At 58.2% G+C, this 16,164-nt stretch carries 16 protein-coding genes; 12 read left to right on the top strand and 4 right to left on the bottom strand.

Going from position 1 to position 16,164, the window contains the following annotated elements; all coding sequences use genetic code 11:
• The first annotated feature begins 71 nt into the window (after positions 1-71).
• Genes E0486_RS17270 through E0486_RS17255 form a run of 4 tightly spaced genes read left to right on the top strand, consistent with a single transcriptional unit; the run spans position 72 to position 6,286 of the window.
• Positions 72-3,110, top strand: a complete 3,039-nt coding sequence (locus E0486_RS17270) for a tetratricopeptide repeat protein (protein WP_131854101.1) — start codon at positions 72-74, stop codon at positions 3,108-3,110.
• 10 nt (positions 3,111-3,120) lie between these two features.
• The gene (locus tag E0486_RS17265) at positions 3,121-4,749 is read left to right on the top strand and encodes a hypothetical protein (RefSeq protein WP_131854099.1); all 1,629 of its coding nucleotides are present in this window, start codon (positions 3,121-3,123) and stop codon (positions 4,747-4,749) included.
• A gap of 41 nt (positions 4,750-4,790) precedes the next feature.
• On the top strand, positions 4,791-5,351 hold the full coding sequence (locus tag E0486_RS17260; protein ID WP_131854097.1) for a hypothetical protein: 561 nt from the start codon (positions 4,791-4,793) through the stop codon (positions 5,349-5,351).
• Positions 5,352-5,383: 32 nt separating this feature from the next.
• Complete coding sequence (locus E0486_RS17255) at positions 5,384-6,286, top strand: class I SAM-dependent methyltransferase (RefSeq protein ID WP_131854095.1); 903 nt, start codon at positions 5,384-5,386, stop codon at positions 6,284-6,286.
• A gap of 87 nt (positions 6,287-6,373) precedes the next feature.
• On the opposite strand, the gene E0486_RS17250 is transcribed toward E0486_RS17255, so the two are convergent.
• Entirely contained in the window at positions 6,374-7,180 is an 807-nt protein-coding gene (locus tag E0486_RS17250; RefSeq protein ID WP_131854093.1) for a glutaminyl-peptide cyclotransferase, read from the bottom strand.
• Between the two features lie 253 nt (positions 7,181-7,433).
• On the opposite strand from E0486_RS17250, the gene E0486_RS17245 reads away from it, so the two are divergent.
• Positions 7,434-8,672 (top strand): M43 family zinc metalloprotease, encoded by a 1,239-nt coding sequence (locus E0486_RS17245; protein ID WP_165917398.1) that lies wholly within the window; start codon positions 7,434-7,436, stop codon positions 8,670-8,672.
• Positions 8,673-8,674: 2 nt separating this feature from the next.
• Here the strand turns inward: E0486_RS17245 and E0486_RS17240 are convergent, their stop codons facing one another.
• Positions 8,675-9,808, bottom strand: a complete 1,134-nt coding sequence (locus tag E0486_RS17240; protein WP_165917397.1) for an NAD(P)/FAD-dependent oxidoreductase — start codon at positions 9,806-9,808, stop codon at positions 8,675-8,677.
• A gap of 68 nt (positions 9,809-9,876) precedes the next feature.
• Between E0486_RS17240 and E0486_RS17235 the strand changes: the two genes are divergently transcribed.
• The gene (locus tag E0486_RS17235) at positions 9,877-10,659 is read left to right on the top strand and encodes a DUF4197 domain-containing protein (protein WP_131854087.1); all 783 of its coding nucleotides are present in this window, start codon (positions 9,877-9,879) and stop codon (positions 10,657-10,659) included.
• An 88-nt stretch (positions 10,660-10,747) separates the two neighbouring features.
• Here E0486_RS17235 and lpdA read toward each other — a convergent pair whose 3' ends face one another.
• Both lpdA and E0486_RS17225 read right to left on the bottom strand, forming a co-directional pair.
• Complete coding sequence (lpdA, locus tag E0486_RS17230; RefSeq protein WP_131854085.1) at positions 10,748-12,151, bottom strand: dihydrolipoyl dehydrogenase; 1,404 nt, start codon at positions 12,149-12,151, stop codon at positions 10,748-10,750.
• Between the two features lie 115 nt (positions 12,152-12,266).
• Positions 12,267-12,803 (bottom strand): DUF3575 domain-containing protein, encoded by a 537-nt coding sequence (locus tag E0486_RS17225; RefSeq protein ID WP_165917396.1) that lies wholly within the window; start codon positions 12,801-12,803, stop codon positions 12,267-12,269.
• A 241-nt stretch (positions 12,804-13,044) separates the two neighbouring features.
• Here E0486_RS17225 and rpmB point away from each other — a divergent pair, with 241 nt between their 5' ends.
• The 6 genes from rpmB (at position 13,045) to E0486_RS17195 (ending at position 16,125) form a co-directional block, all read left to right on the top strand.
• Complete coding sequence (rpmB, locus tag E0486_RS17220) at positions 13,045-13,281, top strand: 50S ribosomal protein L28 (RefSeq protein ID WP_131854081.1); 237 nt, start codon at positions 13,045-13,047, stop codon at positions 13,279-13,281.
• 42 nt (positions 13,282-13,323) lie between these two features.
• Positions 13,324-13,506, top strand: a complete 183-nt coding sequence (gene rpmG / locus E0486_RS17215) for a 50S ribosomal protein L33 (RefSeq protein ID WP_131854080.1) — start codon at positions 13,324-13,326, stop codon at positions 13,504-13,506.
• Between the two features lie 89 nt (positions 13,507-13,595).
• Positions 13,596-13,769 (top strand): DUF4295 domain-containing protein, encoded by a 174-nt coding sequence (locus E0486_RS17210; RefSeq protein ID WP_131854078.1) that lies wholly within the window; start codon positions 13,596-13,598, stop codon positions 13,767-13,769.
• A 247-nt stretch (positions 13,770-14,016) separates the two neighbouring features.
• Positions 14,017-14,973 carry a signal recognition particle-docking protein FtsY gene (gene ftsY, locus E0486_RS17205; protein WP_131854076.1) on the top strand — a complete coding sequence of 319 codons (957 nt, stop codon included), beginning with the start codon at positions 14,017-14,019 and terminating at the stop codon, positions 14,971-14,973.
• A 97-nt stretch (positions 14,974-15,070) separates the two neighbouring features.
• Positions 15,071-15,553, top strand: a complete 483-nt coding sequence (locus E0486_RS17200; protein ID WP_131854074.1) for a hypothetical protein — start codon at positions 15,071-15,073, stop codon at positions 15,551-15,553.
• Between the two features lie 101 nt (positions 15,554-15,654).
• Positions 15,655-16,125, top strand: a complete 471-nt coding sequence (locus E0486_RS17195; RefSeq protein WP_131854072.1) for a hypothetical protein — start codon at positions 15,655-15,657, stop codon at positions 16,123-16,125.
• The last annotated feature ends 39 nt before the right edge of the window (positions 16,126-16,164 follow it).

The raw sequence follows: 16,164 nt of genomic DNA, 5'->3' as shown, positions 1-16,164 counted from the left end.
CCGGGCTCGAAACACCCTTCAAAATAAATCCGGCCCCGAAGCGTTTACACCCTAACGGCAAACAGCAGTCTATGAAGCTACTCCTGGCGCTACCGCTCCTGCTCCTGTTCTCACACAACCTATCGGCACAGCAAACCTTTGCGCTCCGCACTTCCGACGACCCCTTCCTGCTCGCGAAAGAATACTACCAGAAGGGGCAGTACAACCTGGCCTGGCCGCTGCTGCGGCAGCTTCGTGGCGACCTCCGCGAAACCTACCGCATCAACCGGGCGGTGGACGCGCAGGAGATCGATTACTACGCCATCAGCTGCGCCCTCATGCAGGGCGAGCCGGGGGCGCCCATCGAAGCCGAGCAATACATCAACGTGACCCGCAACAACGCCCGCGTGCAGCAGATGCACTTCCAGCTGGCTGAGTACGACTACCGCCACGGGCAATTCGCCGAAGCGCTCGCACATTACGAAGCGGCCGGTGAGGCGAACCTTTCGCCCGAAGAGCTTTCCGCGGCGCAGTTCCACCGCGGCTACACCTATTTCACCCAAAAGCAATTTGCGCAAGCCAAGCCGCTGTTTGCCGCCGTGCGCCAGCGCAAGGGCGATCCCAACCAGCTGGATGCCGAGTACTACTATGGCTTCATCGCCTTCGCCGACCGTAATTATACGGATGCGCTGCAGGCATTCAAGGCCGTGGAGGGGCATCCCACCTATGGCAGTATCGTGCCGTATTACATCGCCCAGATCTACTACGTGCAGGGCCGCAAAGACGAAGCCATCCGCTATGCCGAATCAAAGCTGAAGGCCGGCAACACGCAGCACTACGACCTGGAGCTGAAGCAGCTGCTTGGCCACGCCTACTTTGAAAAACAGCAGTACGCACAGGCGCTGCCTTACCTGGAAGACTACGTGCACCGCTCCGCTAAAGTGCGCCGCGAAGATCTGTACGAGCTTTCCTATTCCTATTACCAGGCGTCCAGCTACAACAAGGCCATCGAAGGCTTCCGCCAGCTCAGTGGCCGCGAAGATTCACTGAGCCAGCACGCGATGTACCTGCTCGGCGACGCCTACTTGAAAACGGGCCAGAAAGCCAATGCCCGCAACGCGTTCCTGTTCAGCGCCGGCAACAACAGCAATGCACAACAGCGCGAGATCTCCCGCTTCAACTACGCCAAGCTTTCCTACGAGCTGGGCTACCAGGATGAGGCTCTGAAAAGCCTCCGGGCCTTTGTGAATGAATACCCGAATTCCACCTACAATACCGAGGCAACGGAGCTGCTGGTGGCCGCGCTTGCCAATACCAACAACTATCGCGATGCGCTGAGCCTGATCGAAGGCCTCCGCACGCCGTCTCCCGCAACACGCCGGTTATACCCGCGCATCCTGTTCGGCCGCGCCACCGAGCTGATCAACGACGGACAGCTTTCCGAAGCCGACGCCCTGCTCGACCGCGTCCTCAACGATCCAAATGCCGGTACGCTGCTGCCGCTGGTGAACTTCTGGAAGGGGGAGATTGCTTTCCGCAATGGTCGCATCGACGATGCCATCCGCTACTACCAGGCGTATGTGAGCGGCGGCTCGCCCGTTAGCGGCGACGCCAACCCGCGCAATGCCGCTTATAACCTGGGCTACACCTATCTCCGCAAGGAAAACTGGAAGCTCGCCCAAAGCTATTTCGAGCCGCTGTCGCGCAATGCCGGACCTTCCGCCGACGCGCTGACGCAGGACGCTTATCTCCGTACCGCCGACACCTGGTTCATGCAGAAGGGCTTCGCACAGGCGAAGACAATGTACGACAACGTGATCCGCTACTCGTGGCCCGCTGAAGATTACGCCACCTACCAAAAGGCGCTCATCACTGGTATCAGCAACTCCAATGAAAAGATCGCGCTGCTCAACACGCTGATCCGCAAGTTCCCAAACTCCGGTCTGGTAAACGATGCCAACGCCGAGATCGCCGACACGTACCTCGCCGCCGAACGCTTCCGCGAAGCCGTGCCTTACCTGCAAACGCTTACCCGGGCCAGCGGCAACAACACCACGAAGCCGGAAGCCTTCCTGAAGCTGGGTATCGCCTATTTCAACTTGAAGCAATACGATAACGCCATTACGCAGTTCAATACGGTACTGAACCAATATCCCAACTCCGATGAGGCCGACGACGCCCTGGAGAACCTGCGCGACATCTACGTGGAGCAGGGCCGTCCCGACGCCTACGTGCAGGCCGCGCAGAAAGCAGGCAAGCCGCTGTCGGTAGATGCACAGGACTCGCTGACCTACGCCGCCGCACAGCTGCAGCTCGAAAACAACAATACCGTCGGCGCGCAAACGCAGCTGGAACAATACCTCCTGCGCTTCACCAACGGCGCCTACCTGCTCGACGCCCACTACAACCTCGCGCGGATCGGGATGGCGAAAAAAGACTCCGCCGCCGCGCTGCCGCATTACGAGGCCATTGCCGGGCGTGCGCCCAACAAGTTTGCCGAGGAAGCTGTATTGAACAGCGCCCGCATCTATTTCTTCGGCAGGAAAGACTACCCGCAGGCCGAGCGTTACTACGCGCAGCTGAAGGGCCTTACCGGTCGGCCGGAAACGCGCCTCGAGGCCGCACGCGGCCTCCTGCGCAGCCAGTACCAGCAGCAGAAATGGTCCGAAGCTGCTGCAAACGCGCAGGAGTTGCTGACCCTCAAAGGCGTCAATGCCGACGACAAGGCCCTGGCCAATATGGTGCTCGGGCGCTCCGCGCAGCTGGCGGGCACCTACGAGGCAGCGATCACCGCTTACAAAGCCGTGGTGGCCGTCAACAAAGCCTCGCTGGCTGCCGAAGCGCGCTACGAGATCGCCGCCTCGCTCTTTGCGCTCAACCGCGCCAAGGACGCCGAAAAGGCCGCCTTCGATGTCATCAACAAATCCGGCTCCTACGAGCTGTGGGTAACGAAAGCCTACATCCTCCTCGGGGACCTCTATTACCAGCAAAAGGATTACTTCAATGCCAAGGCTACCTACCAGAGCGTAGCCGACAATACCACCATCGCGGAACTCAAGACCGAAGCCCAGCGCAAGCTGCAGCAGGTGACCGAAGAAGAGGCACGCAACTCCAAAGTAGGTGGACAATAAACGACGAACCATGAAGCAGACGCTCCTCATATCCGGATTTTCACTCGCGGCACTCGGCGCCGCGGCCCAGCAGGATACCACCCGTAAGCGCGAAGTGAATGTGACGGCTTCCTTTCAGCCGGTGCTGCGCGAAGCAGGCAAGATCAACTTCGGGGCAACGCCGCCCGTGGCCGACACGACGCGCCCGAAACTGGTTTACACGATTCCTAACCAGAACCTCGTGTTCGGCTACCAGCCCGGCTCCCTGAAGCCGCTGGCGCTCAATGTGGACAGCATTGTACGCTGGGACGGATGGAACTATGTGAAGCTGGGCTACGGCACCCAGAAAACGCCCTATGTGGAAACAGGCCTCTCCGCCGGCGACCCGTCGAAAGCAGCCGTGAACCTGTATGGAAACTTTTATTCCTCCCAAGGCAAACTGCCCAACCAGGAGGTGCGCCATGGCCGGGTAGACCTGATGGGGTATACAAAGGCGGGACCTAACCACGAAGTGAATGGCCGCATCGGCTACAGCGACGACCAGTTTTACCGATACGGATACCCCGATAGCCTGAGCTTCCCGAAAGACTCGCTTTCGGCGCATTACAGCAATTCGCGCGCGCGGATCGGGCTCCGTAGCCTCGGTTCCAACGCCTACGGCATCAGCTATTCGCCCGAAGCAAGTTTCAACACATTCACCGATCACCGCGATAACAGCGAAATGACCACCTACCTGAGCCTGCCGCTCCGGAAGTCGCTCGAAGGCCGCTTCGCCGTCGATCTCGGTCTCGACGGGCAGCTGACGTCGTTCAAGGGCGCAACCAAGAACAACAGCAACAGTAAGTGGTTCCAGGTGTCTCCCTCACTGCAGGTGAAAACGGCCGCCATCTACCTGCAGGCCGGCCTGCGGCCTTCGTGGGACAACGGCGCTTTCAAGCTGATGCCCAATGTGCTGGCCGAAGTGGGTACGGCCGACAAGACACTGGCCGTTATCGCCGGATGGACGGGCCACCTGCGCACGAACAGCTTTCAATATATGTCCGGCTATAACCCCTTCATCGACGCGCCTTTGTCGGTTAACAACAGCCGGCTGGAAGAGATCTACGGCGGCATCAAGGGCACCGTGGCGGACCATTTTTCCTATCTGCTGCGCGGCGGTGTGAACAAGTACACCAACTTGCCGCTTTACGTTAACAGCGGTAAAGGAGGCAAGAGCTTCACGGTATTGTATGAGCCGCAGATGAGCGCGCTCAACATTCATGGCGAGCTGGGTTATTCGGTAGGGGAGCGTTTCAGCCTCCGCTCGGTGGTGGAGGCCAATCACTTCACGGGGATGGATATCTACGAGGAAGCCTATGGCCTGCCCACATTCGAATGGACGACCGCCCTGCGCCTGCAGGTGCTCCGCGACCTTTATGTAAAGGGCGACATTTATGCGTTTGACGGCGTCAGCTACCGCGAGGGTACGGAAAATAAAAAGCAGAATGGCGGCCTGGACGCAAGCGCAGGACTCGAGTTCACGGTATATAAGAACCTGAAGCTGTGGGCCCAGTTCAACAATATATTCAACAAGAATTACCAGCGCTGGAACCAGTATCCAACTTATGGCTTCCAGTTCCTCGGGGGAATCGTATTTTCGTTCGCCCAAAACAGGAAATAGTGCTGGAACTGCTGACTCAATACCTTGCTCAAACAAACGGGGTGACAATCCCTCACCTCGGCTCGCTGTCACTGCAGCGCCAGGCGGCTACGTGGAGCGTGGCTGACCAGGAGTTGCAGGGCCCGGCTTACCGGGTACACACGGCCGATGAGCAGGAGCCTGCGCCGCAGCAGCTGGCCTGGATCGCCGGGGCTGCCCGCCAGACCGAGCAGGAAGCCCGCGAAAGCCTTCAGCGCTTCGGTGCACGCCTGCAGCTGCAATTGCGCCGCGAGCCTTTCCTGTGGCCGGGTGTGGGCCTTTTGCAATGGCACGAAGGGCGCTTGCAGGTGGAGCCGGCCACGCCGGTGCTGCTGCCGCCACAGGCCGCGGGCCGCGTCATCCGCGAAGACGCTCGCCACACGATCCGCGTCGGTGAGCAGGAAGTGGCGTCCTCTTTTTACGAAGAACGCACGGTGGTAACCGAAGGACGCCACGATCTCGAGTGGCTCGCCTGGCTCATTGCCGTACTGGCTGCCCTGTTCGTATTCTATTGCATCTACAGCGAGCATTTCTCGCCCCTGTCCAGCGGTCTCCGGACCGGTGTTTTTCAAAACCTACCCTGATTCGTTCCCGCCCCGCTATTTTTGCAGCCACTATGGAAGGACGTGTGCATTATTCGCAGTGCCCGGTTTGCGACAGCCGCTCGATCGGCCCGGTATTGACGGCTACCGATTATACGGTCAGTCATGCCGAGTTCGCCATCTGGGAATGCGCCGCCTGCCGCCTGCGTTTTACGCAAGACGTGCCGGATGCGCAGCACATTGGCCCGTACTATAAATCGGAGGAGTACATTTCGCACAGCAACACCCGTAAAGGGCTGATCAACCGGATTTACCAGCGGGTGCGCCGGACGACGCTGCGGCAGAAGGTTGAACTTGTGGGCTCCGCGACAGGGCGCCGCAGCGGCCGCGCGCTCGACGTGGGTTGCGGCACCGGGGCCTTCCTCAATGCCCTGAAGAACGCCGGCTGGTCGGTGCAGGGCCTCGAGCCCGACGACGATGCAAGGGCACTGGCCATCCGGCAATATGGCCTCGACGTACAAGAGGCCGCTGCGCTTTATATGCTCCCGGAAGCTTCCTTTGATCTCATTACGCTCTGGCATGTGTTGGAACACGTGCACGACCTGCAGGGATACCTTGAGCGCCTCCGGAATTTATTGGCGCCCGGCGGCCGGCTTATCGTGGCCGTGCCTAACTACACGTCGGGAGATGCCGCTATTTACGGCCGCTACTGGGCCGCTTACGACGTGCCACGCCACCTGTATCATTTTGCGCCACAGTCGATGCAGGTGCTGATGCAACGGCACGGTATGCGCGTGCTGGCGGAAAAGCCGATGTGGTTTGATTCGGTGTACATCAGCCTTTTGAGCAGCCGTTATCGTTACGGCCAGGTTCATTGGCTGGGCGCCGCGCTGGCGGGCTTGCGCTCCAACATCGGCGCGCTGGCCAACAAAGAACGCTGCAGTTCCATTACCTATATCATTGAAAGGAGTAAGTAGCAACGCAAAAAGCTCTATCCGTTTGCGCGAGGCGCAAAAAAAAGCAGGCCTTTTGAAGGACCTGCTTTCCTGTTCTGAGACTTTGGATTAATACGCAAACTGCAGCTCGTAGGTTTCCGGCCAGTTCTTACCGGTGACGTAGAATTTTTTCGTGTCCGGGTTATACACCACCCCGTTCGCCACGTCGGCGCCGTGATAGCGCGCTTTGGCGCGTTGCGTCAGTTGCGCCAGGTCCAGGCGCGCCTTGATCTGCCCGGTTGCGGGGTCAATTTTCAGCAGGTCGTCTTTCCCCCACACGTTGGCATAGATAAAGCCGTTCACCCATTCCACTTCGTTGAGCAGGTTGACGTAGTTTCCGTTCTCGGTAACGCTCTGGGTACGCAGCAACCGGAAAGTGCCGGGCTCGTAGAAATACAGGTTGCTCGATCCGTCGGTGGCGATGAGTTCCTTGCCATCGGTGGTCAGGCCCCAGCCCTCGGGCTGCAGCGGCAACTCCTTTATTTTCTTCAGTGTGTTGGCATCGTATACCAGCACTTTGTGCTCACGCCAGGTAAGCTGGTAGACCGTGTCGCGCAGCAGCACCACGCCTTCGCCGAAGAGGGCGCTGTCGAGCGTTACTGTGCGGAGCGGCTTGCCGGTATTGAGATCTACCTGCAGCAACTTCGACTCGCCATACTCGCCGGTACTCTCCCAAAGCTGGCCTTTGTAAAAAGTATAGCCTTCGGTAAAAGAAGTCGTGTCGTGCGGAAAACTCGCCGCAACGGTATACGATAAAACGGGAATGGCCGGAACGTTGGCCGTGGTATCACTGCCGCTACCGCTATGGCCGCTGTCGTCGCTGCACGCAGCCAGCAGCCCGGTCAATATTGATAAAAGAAAAAAAGTCCGCTTCATGCGGACAAAAATAAGGGCTTCGGTCAAGGCCTGCCGTTAACGAAAAAAAAATGGTATTGTATTTGTCAAATAGATATTATAGATTTGTCCTTAGTCCATTCCTAAAGAATTACCGTATCCAATTCCAGTAAAACCACTTAGTCGCATATCCTTTCGAAACCACTTCGATTTCCAATCCCATTGAAGCCCGGTCCGTCCATTTCCTGTGATTCCGCCCAACCCGGAATCTATGCGACATCTAATCGTATTTTGTTTGATACTGCTTTGCGTAGCTGCAAAGTCACAGCGTGCCTGCTCCAGCGTTGAATACGCGGCGGCCCTGCGTTCCGCCAATCCCAGCGCCGCCCGCGGCATGGCCGATGCGGACGCTTTCCAGGCAGCCCGCGCCCGGCAATTGCTTACTGGCGACGGCTCCGCCCGTATGCTCGCCAGCGGCGTGATCCAGGTTCCCGTGGTCGTACACGTGCTTTATAATAATGCGGCACAGAATATTTCCGACGACCAGATCCGTAGCCAGATCGCCGCGCTGAACCGCGATTTCCGCCACGCCAACGAAGATTCCGTCAACACACCCGCCCGCTTCCGCGGACTTGCTGCCGATGTGCAACTCGAATTCACGCTCGCTACAGCTACGCCTGAGGGTTATCCCACAACGGGCATTGTGCGCAAGGCTACTAATGTGTCTTACTGGGAACAAAACGACGCCATCAAATTCGCATCGAGCGGTGGCGACAATGCCTGGGACGGCCGATATTACCTCAATATCTGGGTAGGGCCGATGCGTCGCCTGCTCGGTTACTCCACCCTGCCCGGCGGGCCCGCCGACGTCGACGGCATCGTGATCAATACGACCGCCATGGGCACCTTCAACGTAGTGGCGCCCTACGACAAAGGCCGCACCGCCACCCACGAAGTGGGCCACTGGCTGGGGCTGCGGCACATCTGGGGGGATACCTACTGCGGCGACGACGGCATCGACGATACGCCGAAGCAAAGCAATTTCACTTCGGGATGCCCTTCCGGCTTCCGCGTTTCCTGCGGCAACAACGCCAGCGGCGACATGTACATGAATTATATGGATTACACCAGCGACGCCTGCATCAACCTTTTTACCCGCGGACAGGCAGCGCGGATGCGTAGCGCGTTCCTCAATGGGGGACCGCGTGCCGCGCTGTTGCAAACCAGGGGGCTTGACCATCCCTGGGCCACACCACCGGTTGCCGCACCCGTGACGTCGGTAAAGACCATAATGCCCGGCAACGCGGCCCTTTACCCGAACCCCGCTACGGCGAGCATCCAGGTGAACTTCGATACCGACATTTGGACCGGTAGCGAGCTGCAGTTACGGAACGTGCAAGGAGCCCTGGTGCAACGAATCGTTGTGCCTGCGCGCCAGATGCGCATACAGGTGTCGGCACTCGCCGCAGGCCGCTACTTCCTGCTGGCCGACAACGGCACGGAGCGCCTGCGTCTTTCCTTTATCAAGCAATAAGCTTACAGCTCGATCAGTTTCGCTACCCGCTTTCCCGCCTCGGGCGCCACGGCCACACCGATGCCGCCCAATGCTACAGCAGCCACTACGTGTGGGCGCACCGCTTTTAGTACAGGCCATTTTTCGGTACCCATTCCCATAATCCCGCTCCAGCGGTGCTCGATGCGGTAGGTGCCTTTTCGTTGGGGCAGCACCACCTCGTCGAGAAAGCGCTCCAGCTCGCCCTGGATGAGCGGCGTGGTGCTGCGTTCATCAGAGCGTTCTTCTTCAAAGGCTTTGTTGCGCGCGCCGCCCAGCAGCACGCGGTTGCCCAGGTTGCGGAAATAATAGTAGCCTTCGTCGGCGTGAAAGGTGCCCCGCCAGGGAAGGCCTTCGATGGGGGAGGTGAGGAGCACCTGCCCGCGCGCCGGCGTCACCTCTATTTCAGGCAGCAAGGTGCCGGCGGCCGTGTTGTTGGCCACCACCAGGTAGCGGCTGCGAAGGGCGAAGCCGGCGCTGCTGCGGATTTCGACTCCGCCGGAAAGTTCTGTAAAGGCGGTCACAGCTACGCCGGGCAGCCACCGTACGCCGGACGCCTGGAGTTGCTGGAGCAATTCGGCAGCCAGGCGGCCGGAGTGCAGGGCGCCTTCGAGCTTGTTGAAGACGAGGTGCTCGGTATGTCCGAACCCGAAACGCGCGCGCTTCTTCGAAACGTCGCGGAAGGTGCGTCGCTTACCAGTGATGGGTTGCAGGGTTTTGTTGATATGGTCGATGTCATTTTCCAGTCGTTCAAGGGACAGTTGTCCGGGCGGAAAGAGTTCGTACCCTCCGCACCAGTCAAGGTCGATGCGGCCGGGGCGGATCCATTTTTCGATCTGGCGGAGGCCCTGGTAGCGCAATTCTACGAGGCGCTGCATGTCTTCCGTGCCGAGTTCGGCCTCGTCGGCCACCAGTTCTCCCAGCGATCCGAAGCAGGCAAAGCCGGCGTTGCGGGTAGAGGCACCGCTGGGGAGCAGCTCCTTTTCAATGATTGTAATTTTTGCTTTCGGGTAGCGGCGGCGGAGGTGAAAGGCCGACCAGAGTCCCGCGAAGCCGCCGCCGGCAATAACGACATCCTGCGGACGCAATACCGTTTCTTGTTCCCAGATACTGAACATTTTATAAAGGTACTTTAACGTTGGGGTTTGGACCGCCGGGCTTATTTTCGGGCCACAAGCCATCCTACATGAAAAAACTCGTTCTGTTGCTCGCCGCCACCGGCGCACTCTCCACACTCCAGGCCCAGGGACTTAAAGGCCTCCTCCAAAAGGGGCAGGATGCCATTAAAGACAGCTCCACCCGCGCGCAGGTCAACACCGCCGTGCAGCAGGTAGTAGAAAAAGTAACCGGCCAGAGCGGAGGCCTCAGCAGCGATGAGGTCATCAACGGGCTCAAGGAAGCCCTCAGCGTGGGTACCAACAAAGGCGCCGCGCGCCTGTCGGCCGTAGACGGCTTTTTTAAAGACGCCGCCATTAAGATCCTGATGCCCGCCGAAGCACAGAAGGTGGAATCGAAGCTACGGGGTCTCGGTTTCGGCAAGCAGGTAGACCAGGCCATCCTGAGCATGAACCGCGCCGCCGAAGAAGCCACCAAGCAGGCCGCCCCGATCTTCCTCAACGCCATCAAGGGAATCACCATCCAGGACGGTATGAGCATCCTCCGCGGCGACAACCAGGCTGCCACCACCTACCTCAAAGGCAAAACGCAAAGCGCGCTCACCGAAGCCTTCCGCCCCGTGATTGAGCAGGCCCTGGCCAAGGTAAATGCCACCAAGTATTGGAATACACTGTTCACCACCTACAACCGGGTGAGCAAAGACAAAGTAAACCCCGACCTCGCCGCCTATGTTACGGAGAAGTCGCTCTCGGGTATCTTCTACAACGTGGGCCAGGAAGAAGCAAAGATCCGCCAGGATCCCGCCGCGCGCACCACGGAGCTGCTGAAAAAGGTCTTCGGATCGAAGTCCTAGTCACGCAGGTGACGTGGATAACGTAGATGAAAAGCCAAAAGCCCCTCGCAATGCGAAGGGCTTTTGTATATCTGCGTTATCAGTGTGCTTACAGGTGGATCGCCTCACCGTACGCCACTTCGATGGCATCCTTGATGCTCTCGGAGATGGTCGGGTGGGGGTGGATCGAGTTGAGCACCTCGTGGTAGGTGGTCTCCAGCTTGCGGGCCACTACGGTCTCGGCAATCATTTCGGTCACGTTGTAGCCGATCATGTGGGTGCCGAGCCATTCGCCATATTTGGCGTCGAAGATCACTTTTACGAAACCTTCGGTGTGGCCGGCGGCGGAAGCCTTACCGGAAGCGGAGAGGGGGAACTTGCCCACTTTCAGCTCGTAGCCGGCCTCCTTGGCCTGCTTCTCGGTCATGCCTACGGAGGCTACCTCGGGTACGCAGTAGGTGCAACCCGGAACGTTGCCGTAGTCGAGGGCTTCGGGCTGGTGGTTGTATTTCTTTTCGTTGTAGGCAATGGCTTCCACGCAGATGATGCCTTCCTTCGAAGCCACGTGCGCCAGGGCCTGGCCGGGCACGCAGTCGCCGATGGCATAGATGCCGGGAACAGAGGTCTGGTAGAATTTGTCCACGGTGATCTTGCCCTTTTCGGTCTTGATGCCCGCTTCCTCGAGGCCGATGCCTTCGATGTTGGACTGAACGCCGACGGCGCTAAGCAGGATGTCAGCTTCGAGCTTCACCTCACCGCTTTGGGTTTTGATGGTTGCCACGACGCCGTTGCCGCTGGTGTCCACGTGGGTCACTTCGGCGTTGGTCATGACGTCGATGCCTTTTTTCTTGAAGCTCTTCTCGAGCTCTTTGGAAATGTCGGCGTCTTCGAGCGGCACAATGCCGGGGAGGAACTCAACAATGGTCACCTTGGTGCCCATGGTGGAGTAAAAGTAGCCGAACTCACAGCCGATGGCGCCGGAACCGACCACGATCATGCTTTTGGGTTGCTGGGGCAGCACCATGGCCTCGCGGTAGCCGATGATCTTCTTGCCGTCGATGGGCATGGCGGGCAGCTGGCGGGCGCGGGCGCCGGTGGCCAGGATGATGTGCTTAGCTTCTACGGTCTGCTTGCCGTTGTCGGCGCCGGTGACCTCGATCTTACCGCGGGAAACGACCTTGCCGAAGCCCATGATGACGTCGATCTTGTTCTTCCGCATGAGGAACTGGACGCCTTTGCTCATTTTCTCGGCCACACCGCGGCTGCGCTTTACCACGGCCTCGAAGTTGTGCGTGCCGGTAGCTTCGATGCCGAAGTCCTTGGCGTGCTGGATGTATTCGTATACCTGGGCGCTTTTCAGGAGGGCCTTGGTGGGGATGCAACCCCAGTTGAGGCAAATGCCGCCGAGGCTTTCTTTTTCAATGATCGCGGTCTTGAAGCCCAGCTGGGCGGCGCGGATGGCGGCCACGTAACCACCGGGACCCGAGCCGATAACAACAACGTCGTAAGCCATGTTGAGTGCAGTATTTTATGGGTTTGAGAGATGCTAAAGCGGCACGAAGCTAAGCGAAAAACGGGGTATAAAAGAAAAGCCCCGCAAGCGGGGCTTTTCCAATAAGTGGTAGGGCTTAGAAAGCAACACCCACGGTGAGGCCGGTACGAACGCCGAAGCCGTTGAGCGAACCCGGAACTTCCGTGTTGCCGTTGCCGTCGTCGTATTTGATCTTACCCGTGTTGAAGCTGGGGCCGATAAAGATGTCGAGGGTTACGATGTTGCCGAAGAGCCACTGGCGGCCGATCACGGCACCACCACCGAAGGTGGAGAGCGTGGCCTTTTCTTTGGCGCTCGTCGACTCGTCGGAGATCTTCAGGTTCTGGTAGCGTACGAAGGGACCAACGTACACGCCATCGAGCGCCTCACCAGTCAGGTAATAGCGGAACTCGGGGGTGATGAAGATACCGTTGAAGCCAACATCGGTCTTGTTGTAGGCAGTGAAACCTACACCGATCTGGCCGGTCATTTTCTCGTTGATCTTGCGCTCGTAGAAGAAGGAACCCGACTTCACGATGGGGCTGAAGATGTTCGCTTTGATAGCGTTGCTCTTTTGGGCTTGGGCGCCGAATGCTACGGCGGCGAGACCCAGGGCAAGGATGGTCTTTTTCATAATACAGTTAATTGTTAGTAATGAACTGCAAATAAGGAAATCTCTGCCATATGGAGAAATAAAATGATCGGTAAAAACGGGGGAAGTTTCCGAAGTGCCGGGGAAGCGGAGTGAACTGGTTACCTTTGCGGATGAACTGTACCTGCACCGTTTCTGAAGGAGGTTAACAAAAAAATACAGCGATTCTTTGGGCATATGCGTTGGGTTCCTTACCTTTGCACTCCAAAATTTTCCAAAAGTCATGGCACGAGTATGTCAGGTTACGGGTAAGACGCCGATCGGTGGTCACAAGGTTTCTCACTCCAACATTAAGACCAAGCGTCGTTTTCTGCCGAACCTTCAGACGAAGCGTTTCTTCCTGGCAGAAGAGAACAAGTGGATCACGCTGAAGCTGTCGGCCGATGCCATCCGTACGATCAACAAAAATGGCCTGCTGAGCGTCGTAAAAGAGCTCCGCGCCCAGGGTCAGCATATTTAATGGATCAACCGGTTCATTAGAAACGATTAAAAACGCATTACAATGGCAAAGAAAGGCAACCGCGTACAGGTAATTCTGGAATGCACCGAACAAAAGAACACGAGTGTTCCGGGCACCAGCCGCTACATTACCACTAAAAACAAAAAGAACAATCCCGAGCGTCTGGAACTGAAGAAGTTCAACCCGAACCTGAAAAAGGTGACGACGCACAAGGAAATCAAGTAAATGTGCTGATGTGCTGATTAGCTAATGTGCTAATTAGTACGCCACATTAGCACACGAGCACATTACCTCATTAGCAAATTATCAGGATCATGGCAAAAGCAGCATCCAAAAACGCAAAAGTAAAAGACGCTAAGGCAGCCGCCGAAGCGAAGAACTGGACGAAGGTCATCAAGGCTGTACGCAGCCCCAAAACCGGCGCCTATACGTTCAAAGAGCAGATCGTTCACAAAGACAAGGTGAAGGATTTCCTCGCCCAGAAATAAGCGCTGGGGTTAATAAATTTTCTGGCGGAGCTGTCCTTTTGGGCGGCTTTTGTCGTTTAAAATCGGCAACGTCGTTGCGAGTGCCCGCTGGTCCGTCATTGCGAGCGCAACGAAGTGCAGCGAAGCAATCTGCTATTCAGTAGCTCCGGAGCCCCTTTTGAAGCCGCAGAGCCGGTCGGGTGAGATTGCTTCGGGTTTCGCTTCGCTTCAGCCCTCGCAATGACGTTATTAAAGTATCTTGCGCCCCATGGGTTTTTTCAACAAGCTATTCGGTAAAAAAGAAAAGGAAAGCCTCGACGAAGGCCTCCAGAAGACAAAAGAGAACTTTTTTACCAAAATGACGAAGGCCATCGCGGGCAAAAGCACCGTCGATGAGGAAGTGCTCGACAGCCTCGAAGAAGCGCTCGTTTCCGCCGACGTGGGCATCGACACCACCGTGGCCATCATCGACCGCATTGAAAAACGCGTGTCCCGCGACAAATACATGGGCACCGACGAGCTCAACCGCATTCTCCAGGAAGAGATCCGCGAGATCCTCGTGGACGGCGCCTCCTACGATTTTACCTCGCCGCTGCCGGCCAAACCCTATGTGATCCTGGTCGTGGGCGTCAACGGGGTGGGCAAGACCACCACCATCGGCAAGCTGGCCCATAACTTCAAAAAAGCCGGCAAGAGCGTGCTGTTAGGCGCCGCCGACACCTTCCGCGCCGCCGCGGTAGACCAGCTCACCATCTGGAGCGAACGCACCGGCGTACCCATCGTGAAGCAGGCCATGGGCTCCGACCCGGCCGCCGTGGCCTACGATACGGTCCAAAGCGCCATGGCGCGCGGCACCGACGTGGTGCTGATCGATACCGCCGGCCGCCTCCACAACAAGGCGCACCTGATGGACGAACTCTCGAAGATCCACCGTTCCGTGCAAAAGGTGCTTCCCGAAGGACCGCACGAAGTGCTGTTGGTACTCGACGGCTCTACCGGCCAGAACGCCCTGGAGCAGGCCCGCCACTTTACGGCCGCCACTTCCGTCACCTCCCTCGCCATCACCAAGCTCGACGGCACAGCCAAGGGCGGCGTGGTGCTGGCCATCGCCAACCAGTTCCGCATCCCGGTGAAGTTTATCGGCGTCGGCGAGAAAATGGAGGACCTCCTGGTGTTCGACAAGAACGAGTTCGTCGATTCCCTTTTCAGCCTCAGCCAGGCCTGATGGATGCCTTGCCCGTTGCGCATCCGGTAGGTCTGATTTTTTTGAACGAAGGAAGGCGTGCCAATACATTTGCCGACGTTAAAAACCCAACCTTCTTATGTTTAAAAGAATCGCATCCTTATCCCTGCTGTGTGCGCTGCTGACCCAGGGCGTGCAGGCGCAGCGCAGCGCCGGTGGCAGCTCCTACAAGAACGCCGTTGGCCTGCGTGTAGAATTCGGTACCGGGAACACCTGGGTCGGCCCTTCGGTCAAGCACTTTTTTAATGAGCATAGTGCCGGCGAGTTTCAACTCCTGTTTGGTAACCACAGCACCATCCTTGACTTCGAATACCAGTACCACGGCACGATTGCGGGTGCCGCGGGCCTTCGCTGGTACTTTGGTCTCGGCCCTGCGCTGGCCTTGTACAAACACGGGTCCGACCTGTACCTGCGCCCGATCGTGGGTCTTGACTACAAGATCCCCGGCGCGCCGCTGAACCTGGGCTTCGACTGGCGCCCCACCTTCCGCGCGACCCACGGCGAATTCGGCGACCGCTTTACGGCGGCCCGCTTTTCCATCCCGATGCGGATCACTTTTTAAGCAATGACCCTTCCGTCGCCCCGCCTTCCTGGTTTCCACCGGAAGGCGGGGCTTTTTGTTGCCGGGCGTAGCTTTTGCTTGCAGCTGTAGCAAAACCACGCATGCGTTCCCGCCTCCTGATCTTTTTCCTCATTCCCTTATTCAGCCTGACTGCGGCTGCCCAGCAAGACACACGGATGTACCGCAACGCGGTGGGCGGTCGCATCGAGTTCGGGTTCGGATCCTGGGTGGGCGTATCCTGGAAGCACCTTTATACCCGCCACCACGCCACCGAGGTGGCGGTGCTCTTCGGCAACCTGACGCGGGTGTACGACCTGGCGTATCATTTCAACGGGAACTTTCCCCATTCACCCAACCTGCAGTGGGTGCTCGGCGTCGGCGCGGCCTACGCTACCTATAAGTATTTCGACACGCCCGAAGACTTTTTCCTGCGGCCCATCATCGGCATCGATGCCCGCCTGAAAGGAACGGCCATCAACATGGGCTTCGACTGGCGACCCCTGCTCCATGTGTCGGGTGAAGCTGCCAGCACGCGGACGCGGTTCAGCGTGCCGATCCGGCTTGCGTTTTAGCCCCACCGGCCCCACCCCGGCCCTCCCCGAAGGGGAGGG

The organism is Flaviaesturariibacter aridisoli (genome assembly GCF_004343705.1).
Taxonomy (GTDB): Bacteria; Bacteroidota; Bacteroidia; order Chitinophagales; family Chitinophagaceae; genus Flavisolibacter; species Flavisolibacter aridisoli.
This window is presented reverse-complemented; position numbering and strand designations above follow the sequence as displayed.

Coding starts and splice junctions, on each gene's coding strand:
- E0486_RS17270 (WP_131854101.1), top strand. CDS start 72: ATGAAGCTACTCCTGGCGCTACCGCTCCTGCTCCTGTTCTCACACAAC.
- E0486_RS17265 (WP_131854099.1), top strand. CDS start 3,121: ATGAAGCAGACGCTCCTCATATCCGGATTTTCACTCGCGGCACTCGGC.
- E0486_RS17255 (WP_131854095.1), top strand. CDS start 5,384: ATGGAAGGACGTGTGCATTATTCGCAGTGCCCGGTTTGCGACAGCCGC.
- E0486_RS17250 (WP_131854093.1), bottom strand. CDS start 7,180: ATGAAGCGGACTTTTTTTCTTTTATCAATATTGACCGGGCTGCTGGCT.
- E0486_RS17240 (WP_165917397.1), bottom strand. CDS start 9,808: ATGTTCAGTATCTGGGAACAAGAAACGGTATTGCGTCCGCAGGATGTC.
- E0486_RS17235 (WP_131854087.1), top strand. CDS start 9,877: ATGAAAAAACTCGTTCTGTTGCTCGCCGCCACCGGCGCACTCTCCACA.
- lpdA (WP_131854085.1), bottom strand. CDS start 12,151: ATGGCTTACGACGTTGTTGTTATCGGCTCGGGTCCCGGTGGTTACGTG.
- E0486_RS17225 (WP_165917396.1), bottom strand. CDS start 12,803: ATGAAAAAGACCATCCTTGCCCTGGGTCTCGCCGCCGTAGCATTCGGC.
- rpmB (WP_131854081.1), top strand. CDS start 13,045: ATGGCACGAGTATGTCAGGTTACGGGTAAGACGCCGATCGGTGGTCAC.
- rpmG (WP_131854080.1), top strand. CDS start 13,324: ATGGCAAAGAAAGGCAACCGCGTACAGGTAATTCTGGAATGCACCGAA.
- E0486_RS17210 (WP_131854078.1), top strand. CDS start 13,596: ATGGCAAAAGCAGCATCCAAAAACGCAAAAGTAAAAGACGCTAAGGCA.
- ftsY (WP_131854076.1), top strand. CDS start 14,017: ATGGGTTTTTTCAACAAGCTATTCGGTAAAAAAGAAAAGGAAAGCCTC.
- E0486_RS17200 (WP_131854074.1), top strand. CDS start 15,071: ATGTTTAAAAGAATCGCATCCTTATCCCTGCTGTGTGCGCTGCTGACC.
- E0486_RS17195 (WP_131854072.1), top strand. CDS start 15,655: ATGCGTTCCCGCCTCCTGATCTTTTTCCTCATTCCCTTATTCAGCCTG.